Genomic DNA, 13,609 nt, shown 5'->3' with positions numbered 1-13,609 from the left:
CCCTCGGGCTCTTTTGAAACCATCTCTTAAGGACTATCCGGCGGACATCCGTTGCCTGATGATGCCCCGAACGAGACGTTGTCCTCCTTCAAAGATATCCTGATCGAACGGCCCTCGCGTAGTGGGCTGCAATCCATTCCCGATATTGCATGGGCACTCGGTTAGAAACCAATCTTGCCAATTGATGCGCCGCCATCCACGTACAGCGTTTGTCCGGTCATGAACGCGGCCTCAGCCGACAGCAGGAACTCTACCGTCGCCGCGATTTCTTCGGGCTTGCCGAATCGTCCCATGGGAACGGCAGACAGGTAGCGCCGTTCGCCCTCACTGCCCGGTGCATTGTTCGACCGGAACAGTTCGGTCTCAGTCGGCCCGGGTGCAACGGCATTTACCGTAATGCCGCTGTCAGCCAATTCAAGCGCCCATGACCGCGCGAAGCTCACCAGCGCCGCCTTCGCTGCCGCGTAAGCCGTGCGTTGCGTCATGCCAAGAATCGTCAGGCTCGAGATGTTGACGATCCGGCCCCAACCCTGCGAGCGCATGCCAGGAAGCAACGCCTGAGCGGTCTGAACGGCAGGATGCAGATTGACCGCGAGCACGTCATCGAGTCCGCTCAGGTCAATCTCGCCGAGACGCTGAGGCTTGACGAGACCGACGTTGTTGACGACACCGTCGAAGCGGTAACGCTGTGTCAGGTCCGTGAGAATTGCGTCGGTGGCATCGCGGTCAGCCAGATCGACACAGACAAGTTCGCCGGGGTACGCAGCGTTCTGGCGTGCCAGTCCGACGACGCGATGGCCCGCGCGCGCTAGCCGCTCGCTTAACGCACGGCCGATGCCTTTGGTCGCGCCGGTGATCAGGAAGGTCCGATTGTTCATGAGATGCCCTTTAAAAATCGAAGCGCCGCACGCTGCGGCGCGTCCTGCTTACGCGGCAGACTGCTTGCCAGACACGTGGTCGGGCTTCGTCCACTCGTTGCCCTTCATGAAAGCGTCGTATGGTGTATGGACGATGTGATTCGTGTAGTTGCTCATGACCTTGGTCGCGACACCGAGAACCACCTCAAGCACATTGCGGCGCGTATAACCGGCCGCGAGGAAGGAGTCCACTTCCGCGTCCGGAACGAACCCACGTTCGCGCACCACTATCGTCGTGAAGCGATGGAGCGCCTCCAGCTTCGTGTCCGGCAAAGCCGTGCCCGCGCGAAGCGCTGCGACCACTGCAGGCTCCATCCCGATCATCTTTGCGAGCGTGCTGTGGCCCGCCATGCAGTAGTGGCAGTCGTTTTCGAAGATCGACGTCAGATAGACGACCTGCTGCTCGTGAGGCGTGAGCGTGCTTTTCGCAAAGAGATCCCATAGCGCCGTATAGCCGGCGAGCAGTTCCGGTGATTCGGCCATGTGCGCCTGGAGATTCGGCACAAAACCGAAGGTACGCTTCGCGTCTTCAAGGGTCGGCTTCGACTCTGCAGGTGCGGTGTCAATCGTGAAAGATTCGAAGGAAGTCATCGTCTGCTCCTCGTTGGTTGACGGTGAGCAGATGATGAGGCGCAATGTGCGCAACAGGAAGACAGGCTGTGTCGATAACTGCCATTCCTCGCTGGAATGAACCCGCGACCTCGGCGCCGCAGAATATCCCCGTTCCCATCACCTGCGGCGGCGCCCCCAACCTGCTTGCGGCGCCGGCCATCTAGTGCCGCCACACTATCCGCCAGACTGGCGGGTTATACCTGTGCAATGCCGCCGTCGACGAACAGCTCCGTGCCGGCGACGAAGCTGCTGTCGCCGGACGCGAGGAACAATACGGCCGATGCGACCCAGCGGTGTCGCGGCGGCGTACTTTGCCCGCAATTCGTCTGCTTCAGCCGCGGAAGAAACCTGACTGTCGATGATCGGTGTGTCGATGGCACCCGGGCTTATCGCATTGACACGGATACCTCGGCCCTTGAATTCGACGGTCCATGTCCGCGCCAGCGAGCGAACGGCGGCCTTCGCTGCGCTGTAGGTGTCGTGAGCCTGCAGGCCTTTGATGCCTGCAATCGAGCTGGTGAGGATCATGCTGCTCCCCTCGGCCATTAGCGGCAGCGCCTTTTGCACGGTAAAAATGAGTCCGCGTACGTTTACGTCGAACGTGGCGTCGTAGTGCGCGGGCGTGATCTCATCGAGTGTCCGGTGTTCGATCGAACCTGAATTGGCGAAAAGTGCGTCGATTTTGCCGCGCCGCTCCTTGACGAGCCGAAACAGGCGATCCAGGTCATCGAGCTTCGTCACGTCGGCCTGCACGGCTGTCACGTTGCGACCAATCTGCTGCACGGCTTTGTCGAGTTCCTACTGCCGCCGGCCGACGATGAGCACATAAGCGCCCTCGTCGACAAACCGCTGCGCGGTGGCGAGGCCGATACCGCTGCTACCGCCCGTGATAACGGCAGTCTCGTTTTCAAGTCGATTCATGGTGCTGTCCTTCCGGAATGGAATAACACGGTGCTTTGTGTGTGTTTCATGCGTCGTTGAGTCGGCCAAAGCGGCACTTCCACCTGTTTTGGCCTGCGCGTCATGGAACGTCACTACGGGTTGTCTCCCCGGAATGAAAGGCATAGTCCGTGTAACCGCGTGCACCGCCTCCGTAGAACGTCGAGCGGTCGTAGCGGGTGAGCGGCTTGCCGGCGCGCAGACGCTCGGGCAGGTCGGGATTCGAAATGAACATGCGTCCGAATGCGACGAGGTCCGCATGCCCGTTGGCGACAATCTGCTCGGCGCTTTCGCCCGTGAAACCACCGGCGGCGATAATCGTGCCTTTGTAGATGCGCCGCATGTTCTTCGATGTCACGTCCAGGTCGCTCGTTTCCTGATCGACGATGCCGCGAACGCGCGGCTCGATGACGTGCAGCCAGGCGAGGTCATAGCTGTTCAGACGCTCTGCCACACGGCCGAACGTGGCATGCGGGTCGCTGTCGGACATCGTGCCGTACGTGCCGCTTGGCGACAGGCGCAGAGCAACGCGTCCTGGACCCCACACGGAGACAACGGCATCGAGCGTTTCGAACAGGAATCGCGCACGGTTTTCGATCGGACCGCCATATGCGTCCGTGCGATGGTTCGTGCCGTCAAGAAGGAACTGCTCGAAGAGATATCCGTTTGCGCCGTGCAACTCGACACCGTCGAAGCCTGCTTCTTTCGCCCGCGTGGCGCCGCGGCGAAACTGCTCCACGATGCCCGTGATTTCGTTCAGTTCAAGCGCACGCGGCATAACCAGCTCGGCTTCGATAATGTTGCCGTCCACATCGCGAATGGCTGCGTGTTCGAGCGAGCGTAACGCGGACGGGGCAACGGGCGTGACGCCGCCCGTGTTGGCCGGATGCGCCTGGCGTCCGGCATGCCACATCTGCAGGAAGATGCGAGCGCCTTTTGCATGCACTGCATCGATCACACGTTTCCAGCCTTCCACCTGCGCTTGCGTGTAGATGCCCGGCGCGTCGACATACGCGATGCCAAGCGGCGAGACAGCCGTTGCATCGGTAATCAGCAGGCCGCCCTCGGAGGCTCGCTGCGCGTAGTAGTCGACCATCAGATCGCCAGGGACATTACCTGCTTCGGTACGCATGCGCGTGAGCGGAGCGAGAACGACACGGTGATTGAGTTCGAAAGGTCCGACATGGATACGACTGAAGAGCTTGTTCATTCGTTCATCCCTCTGGTGGGCGTTCTGGATGAGCGAATCATGGCCGCCGGGGTGGCGGTGCGGAAGACGGCTGCCAGCGATAACAGTCATTCTGCGCGGGCATCTCCTGATCCACGACCGGACCGCCATGCCCCGGCGGAATGTCAGTTATGCCCGACGCGCGTCTGCCGCGAAGCGGGACATCCGGGCATGATCGGCGCGTCGGGTCATGTAACGGTGCAGGGTCGATTGTCCGCCGTCGACACACCATGTTCGTCGCGCGCTGAGCGGCAATTAAGGCGGTCAGTGTGCAACAGGAGCAGCGACATGAAGATACTGGTGACGAGTGCCAGCGGCGCGAACGGCGATGGATACGGTCAGCTTCTGGCGTTCTCGATCGATGGAGCGGCGCAAGGCGCTTTCAGCAACGACTTGCGTATTGTCGATCCGCGTGGACTTCGCGTGAACGCGAACCGCCAGTTACTTTACGTGAACAGCGGCGACGACCGCATTGTCGCGCTTGACCCGCGAGGCGAAGTTCAGTACGACACGTGCCATATCCAGAACCTGAATGCCGGCGGCGGCAATCTTGGTCCGGACGAACGCTACTACGTGGGACTGCGCACAGAAAGAACCATTGCCGCGTTCCCGCCCGATCTCGACGGGATTGGCACGCCCATACTGCAGCCGGGCGTTGTCCCGTTTCCTCGCGGCTTCGCGTTCGCCAGCGATGGCGCGCTGTTCCTCGCGTCTGGTGTCGGACCGGACGGACGCGGCGAAAATGCGATTCTGCGGTTCGCGCCAGGCAGCATGCGACAGATCGGGGCATTCGCAGCCGACGACACAATGAGTCCACTGGATCTCGCTATCGCCCCTCAGGGTAATATTCTGGTGTCGAGCGAGTTTCCGTTCGGCTCACCCGCAGCCATAACATCTGTTAGAGAATACGACGCAGACGGCGGAGCACTGGTGCGGGTGTTCTCTGCTCCGGACAACGTCCCGTTTCGCCGTCCGCGCGGATTGCGGTTCGGACCGGACGGTCATCTGTATTGCACCGCGCAGGATGGCGTGATCGCGTTCGACTATGAAAGCGGGCACTGCCTCGGCATGGTCGTCGATCATCCCCGGCTGAACGGGCAGGCGATCGAATTTTTCGGCGACTGACTAGTCGTTGCGCATGCCGCTGGCTGCGAAGTGACTACCGCGAAACATGTGAGGGAAGCCCAGTATGGATCGACTGGCTGCAATGGAAATTTTCGTGAGCGTCGCCGAGGCAGGATCGTTTTCGGCGGCCGCAAAGCGGATGAATGTCGGGCAGCCCGCCATTTCGAAGGCCGTTGCGCAGCTCGAAGAGCGCCTGGGTACGCGGCTCATCTTGCGCTCGACGCGAGGTCTGACGATGACGGATGCCGGCCAGCGTTTCTATGAGCGCGCGAAGCGCGCGATCAGGGAGGCCGACGAGGCGGAGCAGCTCGTTCGCGATGCGTCCGAAAGCGTATCAGGCACGCTGCGCGTGAGCGCGGCGGTGACGTTCGCGTGTCTTCACGTGCTACCGGCACTGGATGCCCTCATGAGCCGGCATCCGCAGCTGGAAATTGACCTGAGGCTCGACGATCGCAACATCGATCTGCTGGAAGAAGGCCTGGACCTGGCTTTGCGGATGGGATCGCTGGCCGATTCCACCATGACGGCGCGGCGCATCGGGCGGAGCCCGCGGCTCGTCGTCGGCACGCCCGAATATTTCGGGCGTGCCGGCGTGCCCACGACGCCCGCCGACCTGATCCAGCATCAAGCAATCGTTTATTCCCAGCACGGCGGTGGAGAATCATGGACGTTCAGCAGGAACGGTGACGACGTGGACGTGACGGTATCAGGACGCCTACGCGTGAGCGCGGCCGAAGGAATACGGACGGCGGTCCTCAGCGGAATGGGGCTTGCCGTTGCGTCGCGCTGGATGTTTTCTCCCGATCTGGCGTCGGGCAGGGTCAAAGCCGTTTTGACCGACTGGACTTTGCCCGCGCTCGATCTGTGGGCCGTCTTCCCGTCAGGGCGGCTGGTGACGGCGAAAGCACGCGCATTCGTCGATTTCGTGGAAGAGACGCTCGCTCGGGCGTCATAGCAAGTCGTATCGGCCAAACCCATTGCTCAATGGAATAACCAGAATTCCGTGCCGCCTGCTACTGCCAACTCCGGCTCAAGACTAAATTTCGTTTAACCGACCGGATGTCGGAAAGTCACTCAAACATAGCGCGCGATATGCGGTGCGAAAGCTTGAGCGAGTACATGAACGATCGAATCGGAGCAACGGAATGAACACGAGCAACAAGGTGCTGGTGGCGGGTGCAAGCGGACTCATTGGCGTAGCCGCTATCGAAGGCTTCCTCTCTGCAGGTTGGGATGTCGTAGGCATTTCCAGACGCAAGCCGAAACTGCCGAGCGGTCGCGACTTCGAATTTATCCCGGTGGACTTGCGCAATGAGAACGCCGCCCGTGAAGCGCTGTTCGCGCTCGACGGCGTCACGCACGTTGCCTATGCGGCGATCTACGAGAACGCGGAAGATCTGGTGAGCGGCTGGTCGAACCCAGCGCAGATCGAGATCAACAACGCGATGCTGCGCAACGTGATCGAACCTCTCGTTGCAGGGAAGTCGACGCTCAAGCACGTGTCTATCCTGCAGGGGACAAAGGCATACGGCGTGCACCTTCACCCTATCGCTATTCCCGCGCGTGAGAGCGACCCACGCGACAATCACGCAAACTTCTTCTTCGACCAACAGGACTATCTCCGCGACGCAGGGGAAAAGCACGGCTTCACCTACACCGCGCTACGTCCTCAACTTGTCACCGGGAAGACGGCTGGCGCCCTCAACGTGCTGCCTGCCATCGGCGTCTACGCGGCTATCCGCCGCGAAAAGGGCGAAGCATTCGGCTTTCCGGGTGGCCCATCGTTCGTCTGGGAAATGGCAGACGCCGACCTCGTCGGCCAGGTGATGGTGTGGGCTGCGCAATCCCGGCAGGCGGCAAACGAGATCTTCAATGTCACCAACGGAGATGTCTTCGAATGGCGGAGCGTTTGGCCCGCGATGGCGAAGACGCTGGGCGTGAAAGTCGGAGCCGATGAACCTGTGAGCGTTGCGCAATACATTCGGGACAATGCCGACGTGTGGGCGAAGATCGTCGAGAAGTACGGCCTTGCGAGCGGCGATCTTCAGGCGTTCGTCGGACAGGGCGATCAGCACGCCGACTTTGCGTTTGCATACGGCGCACCGGCGGGCCCGGTTGCTTTCGTCAGCACCATCAAGCTTCGCAAAGCAGGATTCAATGCGGCCGTCGACACCCGAGACGCATTTTGCGACGCGCTCCAGTCTTTCATAGACCAGAAACTCCTGCCGCCCGCATCGCGATAAGTCGAAGCGGACAAATCGCCGCGTCGAGGCCGAGCTGGTGACTGACGGATGCTGGCCGAACTTCCGGGTTCGGCCACATTCGGTCATTCATAATTTTCGTTTGAATGGCCGCTTCAGACTCGGTGCGAGTCATTGGACAACAGGTGTGCGAGTCCCGATTGAGAAACAAGTTTGCGCGCGTACCCCCATGGCGCTGAACGCTCGCCACGCGCCCTAACCCTGGAGCGACAAAGGATCGGCCTAGTCCATGCGCTCATTCAAATACGCCGTGGGCGCAACGCCGAAGCTGCGGCGGAACATCGCCGTGAACGCACTCACGCTGCCGTAGCCGACTTCAAGCGCCGTCGCCGTGACCGACTTCCCCGTCGCTAGCAGCGCCAGCGCCTCGAAGATCCGCGCCTGCTGGCGCCAGTCCGAAAAGCTCAGTCCCGTTTCGTTCCGGAACGTGCGCGTGAACGTGCGCCGCGACATGTTCGCGAGAGCAGCCCATTCGTCGAGATCGCGCATATCGTCGGGCGCTGCGACGAGCGCGCGGCACACGCGTAGCAGCCTCTCATCGGTGGGCATCCGCATGTGCAACGGTGCGGTCGGCAAACGCACGATCTCGTCGAGGATCAGAAGCATCAGACGCTCGTCGCGTCCGCCCAACTCGTATTCGGTCGGCACCAGCATGGCTTCGAGAATCAAGGTGCGCAGTAATTCCGATACCTTGATCACCTTGCAACGCAGCGGCAACGGCTGACTCACGGCAAGTGGCTCGATATACAACGTGCGGAACGAGACGTCCCCACGAAAGATGACTTCATGCTCGACGCCGCCCGGCAACCAGACCGCACGTTGCGGCGGTACGGTCCACGTCCCCTCGTCGGTCACCACGGTCAGCACACCCGTAGTTGAGTAAAGCAACTGCGCCCTGCGGTGCTTGTGCCGGCCATCGCGGCTGCCGCTGCGGTACTCGACCGCCATTGCCGCGACAGGGCGCGGTACGTCCTGATAGTCGCTCGATTCGATGCTGCGCATGAATGACCCGATCGCTATGTTAATCGACCCACTCTATCATACGGGCCGAATACTGGCTGTCTATATTTCAGCGTCCGCAGCCTCTGACATGCATCGCCTTTGAATCAACCCAATCTTGCCCAACCCATGACCGTACCCTCCATCACAGTCTGCGTCGATCCGCTGGAACCCGGTATCCGCCGTTTCGTCGACACCGTCACAGCGGCTTACGCGCGGCAACCGGACCTGGACACGTTACCGCTCGTCACTCGCCGTGCCATTGCAGAGCAAGTCCGGGCGCCGTGGGCCGCAGGCGGCCCGGCCATGGCGCACGTCGACGAAATCGATGTGCCCATGCCCCATGCGGGTACGAGCGTTCATATGCGCGTGCTGCGCCCGCCGCTCGACGGCGACCTGCCGGCTTTCGTCTATCTGCACGGCGGCGGCTGGATGATGTTCAGCCTCGACACTCATGACCGCCTGATGCGTGAATACGCGGCGCGCGCCGGCGTCGTCGTGATCGGCGTCGACTATGCGCTCGCGCCCGAGCACCGGTTCCCGGTCGCTATCGATCAGGTGGTGCAGGTGATCCAGTGGCTCGCGCAGCCGGGTGCGCTGCCAGGCGTCGATGTGCGCCGTCTGGCCATCGGCGGCGACTCGGCAGGCGCAAATCTCGCGATGGCAAGCGCGCTTCGGCTGCGGGACATCGGCAAAGGCAATCTGCTGCGCGCGCTCGTGATCAACTACGGCGCGTTCGATCCCTCCCCCGCCTATCAATCGTACGAAGCGTTTGGCGATGGGCGCTACCTGCTGTCTTCGCACGAAATGAGGCAGTTCTGGAGCAACTATCTGCGCGACAACCAGGACACTCGCGACCCGCTGGCCGCACCGATCCTCGCCGACCTTGCCAACCTGCCGCCAAGCTTCTTCACGATCACCGATCTCGACGTCCTGCGCGATGAAAACCTGCGCATGGCCGAGCGGCTAAGGGATGCGCAGACAGACGTCACAGAGGTTGTTTATCCCGGCACCGTTCACAGCTTCCTCGAAGCGGTATCGATTTCAGCAGTGAGCAACACGGCGCTCGACGACACCAGCTCGTGGCTGCGCACGCAACTCGCGTCCCCCATTCAATAAGGCCCTGCCATGTACTCCAAGCCAGCCTTCGCCCCGGCAAATACGCACGAAGTACACGAATTTATTGACCGAACGGTATTCGGAACGCTCGTGACGAGGTCGCCGGACTCGCTCGTTATCTCGCACTTGATCTTCATGGTCGATCGCACCCGGGGTCCGCACGGCACGCTCGTGTCGCATCTTTCAAGGGCCAACGAACACGCAAATTTGGTTCTGCAAGGCGCCAAATCGGCGGCGATCTTTGTCGGCGAGCACGGCTACATCTCGTCATCCTGGTACCCAGGCTACCCCATGCGCGACAGCGCGCCCACCTGGAACTTTTCTGTCGTCCACTGCCACGGCCGCCCGCGCGCGCTGGACGCGGACGGCGCGACCGCGCACCTGCGCGACGCCGTGCGGCATCTTGAACAGGGACGCGACAAGCCTTGGAGCATCAACGAACTCGGCGACGAGGGCATCGCGCGGCGCGTGGCAAACATCGTGGCGTTCGAACTGCCTATCGATCGTCTGGAGGCGAAATTCAAGCTCGGCCAGGACGAACGCCTGCCCGACACACACGCCGCTATCGAACATCTGCAGCGCGACGGCGGATGTCCGTTGGCAACGCGAATGGAGGAGAAGAACCGACATCGAAATTGACGTATCGACATGACATGTGCGGTCCCGATCTGCTGGATCTCTTCCCTTTTAAACGAGACATCATGGAAACGAGAAAACTTCATCCCCTGCTCATCGCCGTCACGGCGACACTCCTGTCGGCGCATATGTCCGGCGCGCTCGCCGACCAGGTCGTACGCATCGGCTTCTCGGCGCCGCTGACCGGCAACAGTGCTCACGCCGGCAAGGATCAGGAAAACGGCGCGCGCCTCGCGATCGAGGAGATCAATGCCAGCGGTCTCGTCATAGGCGGCAACAAGGTCACGCTCGCACTCGATTCGCAGGACGACGCGGGAGATCCGCGCACCGCAACGCAGGTTGCACAAAAGCTGGCCGACGATAAGGTCGTTGCCGTGATCGGGCACATGAATTCGGGCACCTCGATTCCGGCGTCAAAGATCTACAGCGATGCGGGTATCGTCCAGATCTCGCCATCGGCGACGAACCCGCAGTACACCCTGCAGGGATTCAAGACGACCTACCGTGTCGTCGCGACCGATGCACAACAAGGACCCGCGCTCGCCACCTACGCCGCCGGATCACTGAAAGTGAAACGCGTGGCGGTGGTCGACGATTCAACCGCTTACGGTCAGGGGCTCGCCGACGAGTTTGCAAAGAGGGCCAAGGCGCTGGGCATCACGGTGCTGTCCCACGATGCAACCAACGACAAGGCCATCGATTTCCGCGCGATTTTGACGAAGATAAAGGGCGAATCGCCCGATGCGATCATGTACGGCGGCCTGGACGCAACGGCGGGTCCGTTCGCGAAGCAAGCGCGGCAACTCGGCATCAGGGCGAAGATTCTTGCGGGCGACGGCGTCTGTACCGAAAGAATCGCGGATCTCGCGGGCACGGCATCCGATTCAATCGTTTGCTCCGAAGCGGGCCTCGGGCTGGAGAAAATGCCCGGCGGCGAGACTTTCGTTAAGAAATACGAAGCACGCTATCACCAGCCGATCCTGATCTACGCACCGTTTTCGTATGACGCGGTTTATATCGTTGTCGATGCGATGAAGCGTGCGAACTCGACCAGCGCAAGCAAGATCATTGCGGCCATGCCGCAGACCAACCATTCCGGTGTGATTGGCCAGACGCAGTTCGATAAGCACGGCGATTTGCGCCACGGCGTTATTTCGCTTTACACCTACCGGGCAGGCAAGAAGACGCTACTCGATGCCGTGATGGTGTAATGCATGGCTATCAAGCACGGCAAACGCTTCATCAATACATTAGCAGTACATATCATATATTCAGGAACGCGGTGGAATGACGACGCCTCGTGCGCACCGTCGTTCCCACGTCGCATAAGCGGTATGGATTGCAGGTAATTTACCGACAAAGGGGATTTCATGAGGAAGATCGCAGCAGCCGTAGCGGTGAGTGGCACGTTCGCACTGACCGCAAATGCACAAAGCAGCGTCACGCTGTACGGTATCGTCGAAAACGGCGTCACCTACGTGAACAATGCGGGGCACGGCTCGGTCGTCGCGCTGGTCAGCGGCGTCGCACAAGGCAGCCGCTGGGGCCTGAAGGGGGCCGAAGACCTGGGGAGCGGGTTCAAAACCATCTTCCAGCTCGAAAACGGCTTTAATGCCGACACGGGTAAGTTGGGCCAGGGCGGTCTGCTGTTCGGCCGGCAGGCATACGTCGGGATCGACAGCGACAGGTTCGGCACGCTCACGCTCGGCCGCCAGTATGATTCGATTCAGGACTATTTGCAGCCGACCACGATGAACGGCAACTGGGGGGCCTATTTCTCGCACGCCGGCGACATCGACAATTCGGACAATGGCTTTCGCATCAACAATGCGATCAAGTACAACAGCCCGGCTTTCGCCGGGTTCCAGTTCGAAGCACTGTATTCGCTTGGCGGCGTGGCCGGATCAGCAACGGCAAACAACACGTTCTCCGCAGGCATCGGCTATACGAACGGCCCGGTCTACCTCGCGGCGGTCTACGAGAGGGCGAAGACACCCGCGACACAGTTCGCCGACGGCAACTTCGTCTCGAACCAGGCTACACCAAGCGCAAACGGACCGTTCGGTTACGTCGGTCAGCCCGCGAATATGCAGGTGATCGGTGTGGGAGGCACCTATGCGATCGGCAGCGCGCTGATCGGTCTCGACTACACGAACACGCGGTTTGGTTCAGCCAATGGCACGAACAGTTCAGTGATCTTCGACAACTACGAGCTGTGGGGGCAATATCGGGTGACACCGGCCGCTACTCTTTCGGCGGGCTACACGTTCACTGCGGCGCGGGTCAATTATCTGGAAAGTGGCAATCGACCCAAATATAACCAGTTCAATCTGATGGCCGACTATGCGCTGTCCAAACGCACCGACGTCTATCTGATGGGCGTGTATCAGAAGGCCTCGGGAGGCGCGCTCGCCGATATTTACGATGGCTTCCCGGCAGGTCAATCGAGCAGCACGAATCAGTTGCTCGCACGCGCAGGCATTCGCGCGAAGTTCTAGTGTAGCCGGCTACTATGCTAGCGGCGCCTGTCAAGACAATCACGACGTCATGCGTCGCGGAACCGGAGCATAACTGCGTAATCTCCAGGGCAGGTTTTGGATGGCATCGGGCTTTACTGGCCTTGCCATCCTTTTTTCTGCCGGGCGGTGTTACTGCGCGCCCAGTTCGTCGCCAATCTGGCTGGCGCGCGCTGCGGCTGCGAGTGCACCGTTGACGATGGCCTCTTTCACGTGCTGAACCTCGAACGCGTCGAGCGCGGCAGCGGTCGTGCCGCCTTTGGACGTGACACGTTCGCGTAAGACACTGACCGGTTCGGTCGATTCGACAGCCAGCTGCGCGGCGCCGCGAAACGTCGCGACAGCAAGCGTCGCGCTTTGCTTGTCGCTCAGGCCAAGTTGATGGGCCGCTTCTTGCAGTGCCTCGATGAAATAGAACACATACGCCGGTCCGCTGCCCGAGATCGCGGTGACGGCGTCAAGATCCGACTCATCGTCGAGCCATAAATGCGCACCTGCCGCACCAACTATTTTCTCTGCCGCCTGCTTGCTCGACGCATCGACGTCGTCCGTCGCAGCGAGTGCTGTCATACCCATACCGACCAACGCCGGCGTGTTCGGCATCGCACGTACCACGCGCTGGTATCCGCCTAGCCATTGACATAGATCGATCAATCGCACACCTGCTGCGATGCTGATGACCAGTTGTGTGCCGAGGTGCGGCGCCAGCGCTTGCGCGACCACCTTGAGCGCCTGGGGTTTGACGGCCAGCACGACGACGTCGTAACGCGCAAGCGCGGCGTCGATGGCAGCGCTTGTGGCGACTGCGAATTGATCCGCCGCGCGGCGGCGTGCGTCTTCGTTCACATCAATGACGTGGAGGTCGTTCCGTGCGACGTCGCGTTTGATTAGCCCGCCGATCAATGCGACGGCCATGTTGCCGCCGCCAATAAAGGTAATTTTCATAGGTCCGGATGTGTCGCGAATGGGAGTGGTTGCTCACGCGATTCATAGCCTGCGCAAGCGCAGACGATGCTAGCAAGCTTTCCCTGCGTGTACTCGTGGGCTGAGGCCGACGTGCGTCGCTGTCGGGCCATGTGCGCTGCGTTTCGCGGCGTCGAACAGCACGTCAACCCGCATATGTTCGAAGGGAATGAATTTCCTGAAACGAGCACCTTGGACAGACCAGCTTATTTACCGCCCGCGGAACCGGATATGTCAGGCGGGACACCCGACAAGCCCTATGGCCTGCCGAATGGAACCTATCGTTCCACATTT

At 61.0% G+C, this 13,609-nt stretch carries 13 protein-coding genes and 1 pseudogene; 8 read left to right on the top strand and 6 right to left on the bottom strand.

What is annotated here, in order from left to right:
• Positions 1-161: 161 nt before the first annotated feature.
• The 4 genes and pseudogenes from J7024_RS25120 to J7024_RS25105 form a co-directional block, all read right to left on the bottom strand.
• The gene (locus J7024_RS25120) at positions 162-878 is read right to left on the bottom strand and encodes an SDR family oxidoreductase (protein WP_124897746.1); all 717 of its coding nucleotides are present in this window, start codon (positions 876-878) and stop codon (positions 162-164) included.
• A gap of 48 nt (positions 879-926) precedes the next feature.
• Positions 927-1,508, bottom strand: a complete 582-nt coding sequence (locus J7024_RS25115) for a carboxymuconolactone decarboxylase family protein (RefSeq protein WP_175752205.1) — start codon at positions 1,506-1,508, stop codon at positions 927-929.
• Between the two features lie 215 nt (positions 1,509-1,723).
• Positions 1,724-2,450: pseudogene (locus tag J7024_RS25110) on the bottom strand (SDR family NAD(P)-dependent oxidoreductase).
• Between the two features lie 100 nt (positions 2,451-2,550).
• Positions 2,551-3,678 (bottom strand): alkene reductase, encoded by a 1,128-nt coding sequence (locus tag J7024_RS25105; protein WP_175770692.1) that lies wholly within the window; start codon positions 3,676-3,678, stop codon positions 2,551-2,553.
• On the opposite strand from J7024_RS25105, the gene J7024_RS25100 reads away from it, so the two are divergent.
• From J7024_RS25100 to J7024_RS25090, 3 genes are all read left to right on the top strand, one after another.
• Positions 3,652-4,821 carry a hypothetical protein gene (locus tag J7024_RS25100; RefSeq protein ID WP_175770691.1) on the top strand — a complete coding sequence of 390 codons (1,170 nt, stop codon included), beginning with the start codon at positions 3,652-3,654 and terminating at the stop codon, positions 4,819-4,821. The genes J7024_RS25105 and J7024_RS25100 overlap by 27 nt on opposite strands.
• Before the next feature lie 64 nt (positions 4,822-4,885).
• On the top strand, positions 4,886-5,776 hold the full coding sequence (locus tag J7024_RS25095; protein WP_175770690.1) for a LysR family transcriptional regulator: 891 nt from the start codon (positions 4,886-4,888) through the stop codon (positions 5,774-5,776).
• 190 nt (positions 5,777-5,966) lie between these two features.
• Positions 5,967-7,064 (top strand): NAD-dependent epimerase/dehydratase family protein, encoded by a 1,098-nt coding sequence (locus J7024_RS25090; protein WP_124897741.1) that lies wholly within the window; start codon positions 5,967-5,969, stop codon positions 7,062-7,064.
• Positions 7,065-7,304: 240 nt separating this feature from the next.
• On the opposite strand, the gene J7024_RS25085 is transcribed toward J7024_RS25090, so the two are convergent.
• Positions 7,305-8,084 carry an AraC family transcriptional regulator gene (locus J7024_RS25085; protein WP_175752200.1) on the bottom strand — a complete coding sequence of 260 codons (780 nt, stop codon included), beginning with the start codon at positions 8,082-8,084 and terminating at the stop codon, positions 7,305-7,307.
• A gap of 126 nt (positions 8,085-8,210) precedes the next feature.
• On the opposite strand from J7024_RS25085, the gene J7024_RS25080 reads away from it, so the two are divergent.
• The 4 genes from J7024_RS25080 (at position 8,211) to J7024_RS25065 (ending at position 12,334) form a co-directional block, all read left to right on the top strand.
• A complete protein-coding gene (locus J7024_RS25080) occupies positions 8,211-9,200 on the top strand; it encodes an alpha/beta hydrolase (RefSeq protein WP_124897739.1) in 990 nt (329 codons plus the stop codon).
• Between the two features lie 9 nt (positions 9,201-9,209).
• Complete coding sequence (locus tag J7024_RS25075; RefSeq protein ID WP_124897738.1) at positions 9,210-9,839, top strand: FMN-binding negative transcriptional regulator; 630 nt, start codon at positions 9,210-9,212, stop codon at positions 9,837-9,839.
• 62 nt (positions 9,840-9,901) lie between these two features.
• Positions 9,902-11,047, top strand: coding sequence for a branched-chain amino acid ABC transporter substrate-binding protein (locus J7024_RS25070; protein WP_442861911.1), 1,146 nt, complete (start codon positions 9,902-9,904; stop codon positions 11,045-11,047).
• 159 nt (positions 11,048-11,206) lie between these two features.
• Positions 11,207-12,334 carry a porin gene (locus tag J7024_RS25065; protein ID WP_124897736.1) on the top strand — a complete coding sequence of 376 codons (1,128 nt, stop codon included), beginning with the start codon at positions 11,207-11,209 and terminating at the stop codon, positions 12,332-12,334.
• A 150-nt stretch (positions 12,335-12,484) separates the two neighbouring features.
• Here J7024_RS25065 and proC read toward each other — a convergent pair whose 3' ends face one another.
• Positions 12,485-13,297, bottom strand: a complete 813-nt coding sequence (proC, locus tag J7024_RS25060) for a pyrroline-5-carboxylate reductase (protein WP_124897735.1) — start codon at positions 13,295-13,297, stop codon at positions 12,485-12,487.
• A gap of 129 nt (positions 13,298-13,426) precedes the next feature.
• Between proC and J7024_RS25055 the strand changes: the two genes are divergently transcribed.
• Positions 13,427-13,609 (top strand): hypothetical protein (locus J7024_RS25055; RefSeq protein ID WP_234745568.1); only part of this gene is annotated, 183 nt, incomplete at its 3' end.

Source organism: Burkholderia sp. WTPI3 (genome assembly GCF_021483755.1).
Taxonomy (GTDB): domain Bacteria; phylum Pseudomonadota; class Gammaproteobacteria; order Burkholderiales; family Burkholderiaceae; genus Burkholderia.
Note: the sequence above shows the minus strand (reverse complement) of the source record. Positions and strands in the feature narration are given on the sequence as shown.

Excerpts from the sequence above, each read along its gene's own strand:
- proC (WP_124897735.1), bottom strand. The coding sequence starts at position 13,297 with ATGAAAATTACCTTTATTGGCGGCGGCAACATGGCCGTCGCATTGATC.
- J7024_RS25085 (WP_175752200.1), bottom strand. The coding sequence starts at position 8,084 with ATGCGCAGCATCGAATCGAGCGACTATCAGGACGTACCGCGCCCTGTC.
- J7024_RS25070 (WP_442861911.1), top strand. The coding sequence starts at position 9,902 with ATGGAAACGAGAAAACTTCATCCCCTGCTCATCGCCGTCACGGCGACA.
- J7024_RS25100 (WP_175770691.1), top strand. The coding sequence starts at position 3,652 with ATGGATACGACTGAAGAGCTTGTTCATTCGTTCATCCCTCTGGTGGGC.
- J7024_RS25090 (WP_124897741.1), top strand. The coding sequence starts at position 5,967 with ATGAACACGAGCAACAAGGTGCTGGTGGCGGGTGCAAGCGGACTCATT.
- J7024_RS25105 (WP_175770692.1), bottom strand. The coding sequence starts at position 3,678 with ATGAACAAGCTCTTCAGTCGTATCCATGTCGGACCTTTCGAACTCAAT.
- J7024_RS25075 (WP_124897738.1), top strand. The coding sequence starts at position 9,210 with ATGTACTCCAAGCCAGCCTTCGCCCCGGCAAATACGCACGAAGTACAC.
- J7024_RS25095 (WP_175770690.1), top strand. The coding sequence starts at position 4,886 with ATGGATCGACTGGCTGCAATGGAAATTTTCGTGAGCGTCGCCGAGGCA.
- J7024_RS25120 (WP_124897746.1), bottom strand. The coding sequence starts at position 878 with ATGAACAATCGGACCTTCCTGATCACCGGCGCGACCAAAGGCATCGGC.
- J7024_RS25065 (WP_124897736.1), top strand. The coding sequence starts at position 11,207 with ATGAGGAAGATCGCAGCAGCCGTAGCGGTGAGTGGCACGTTCGCACTG.
- J7024_RS25080 (WP_124897739.1), top strand. The coding sequence starts at position 8,211 with ATGACCGTACCCTCCATCACAGTCTGCGTCGATCCGCTGGAACCCGGT.
- J7024_RS25115 (WP_175752205.1), bottom strand. The coding sequence starts at position 1,508 with ATGACTTCCTTCGAATCTTTCACGATTGACACCGCACCTGCAGAGTCG.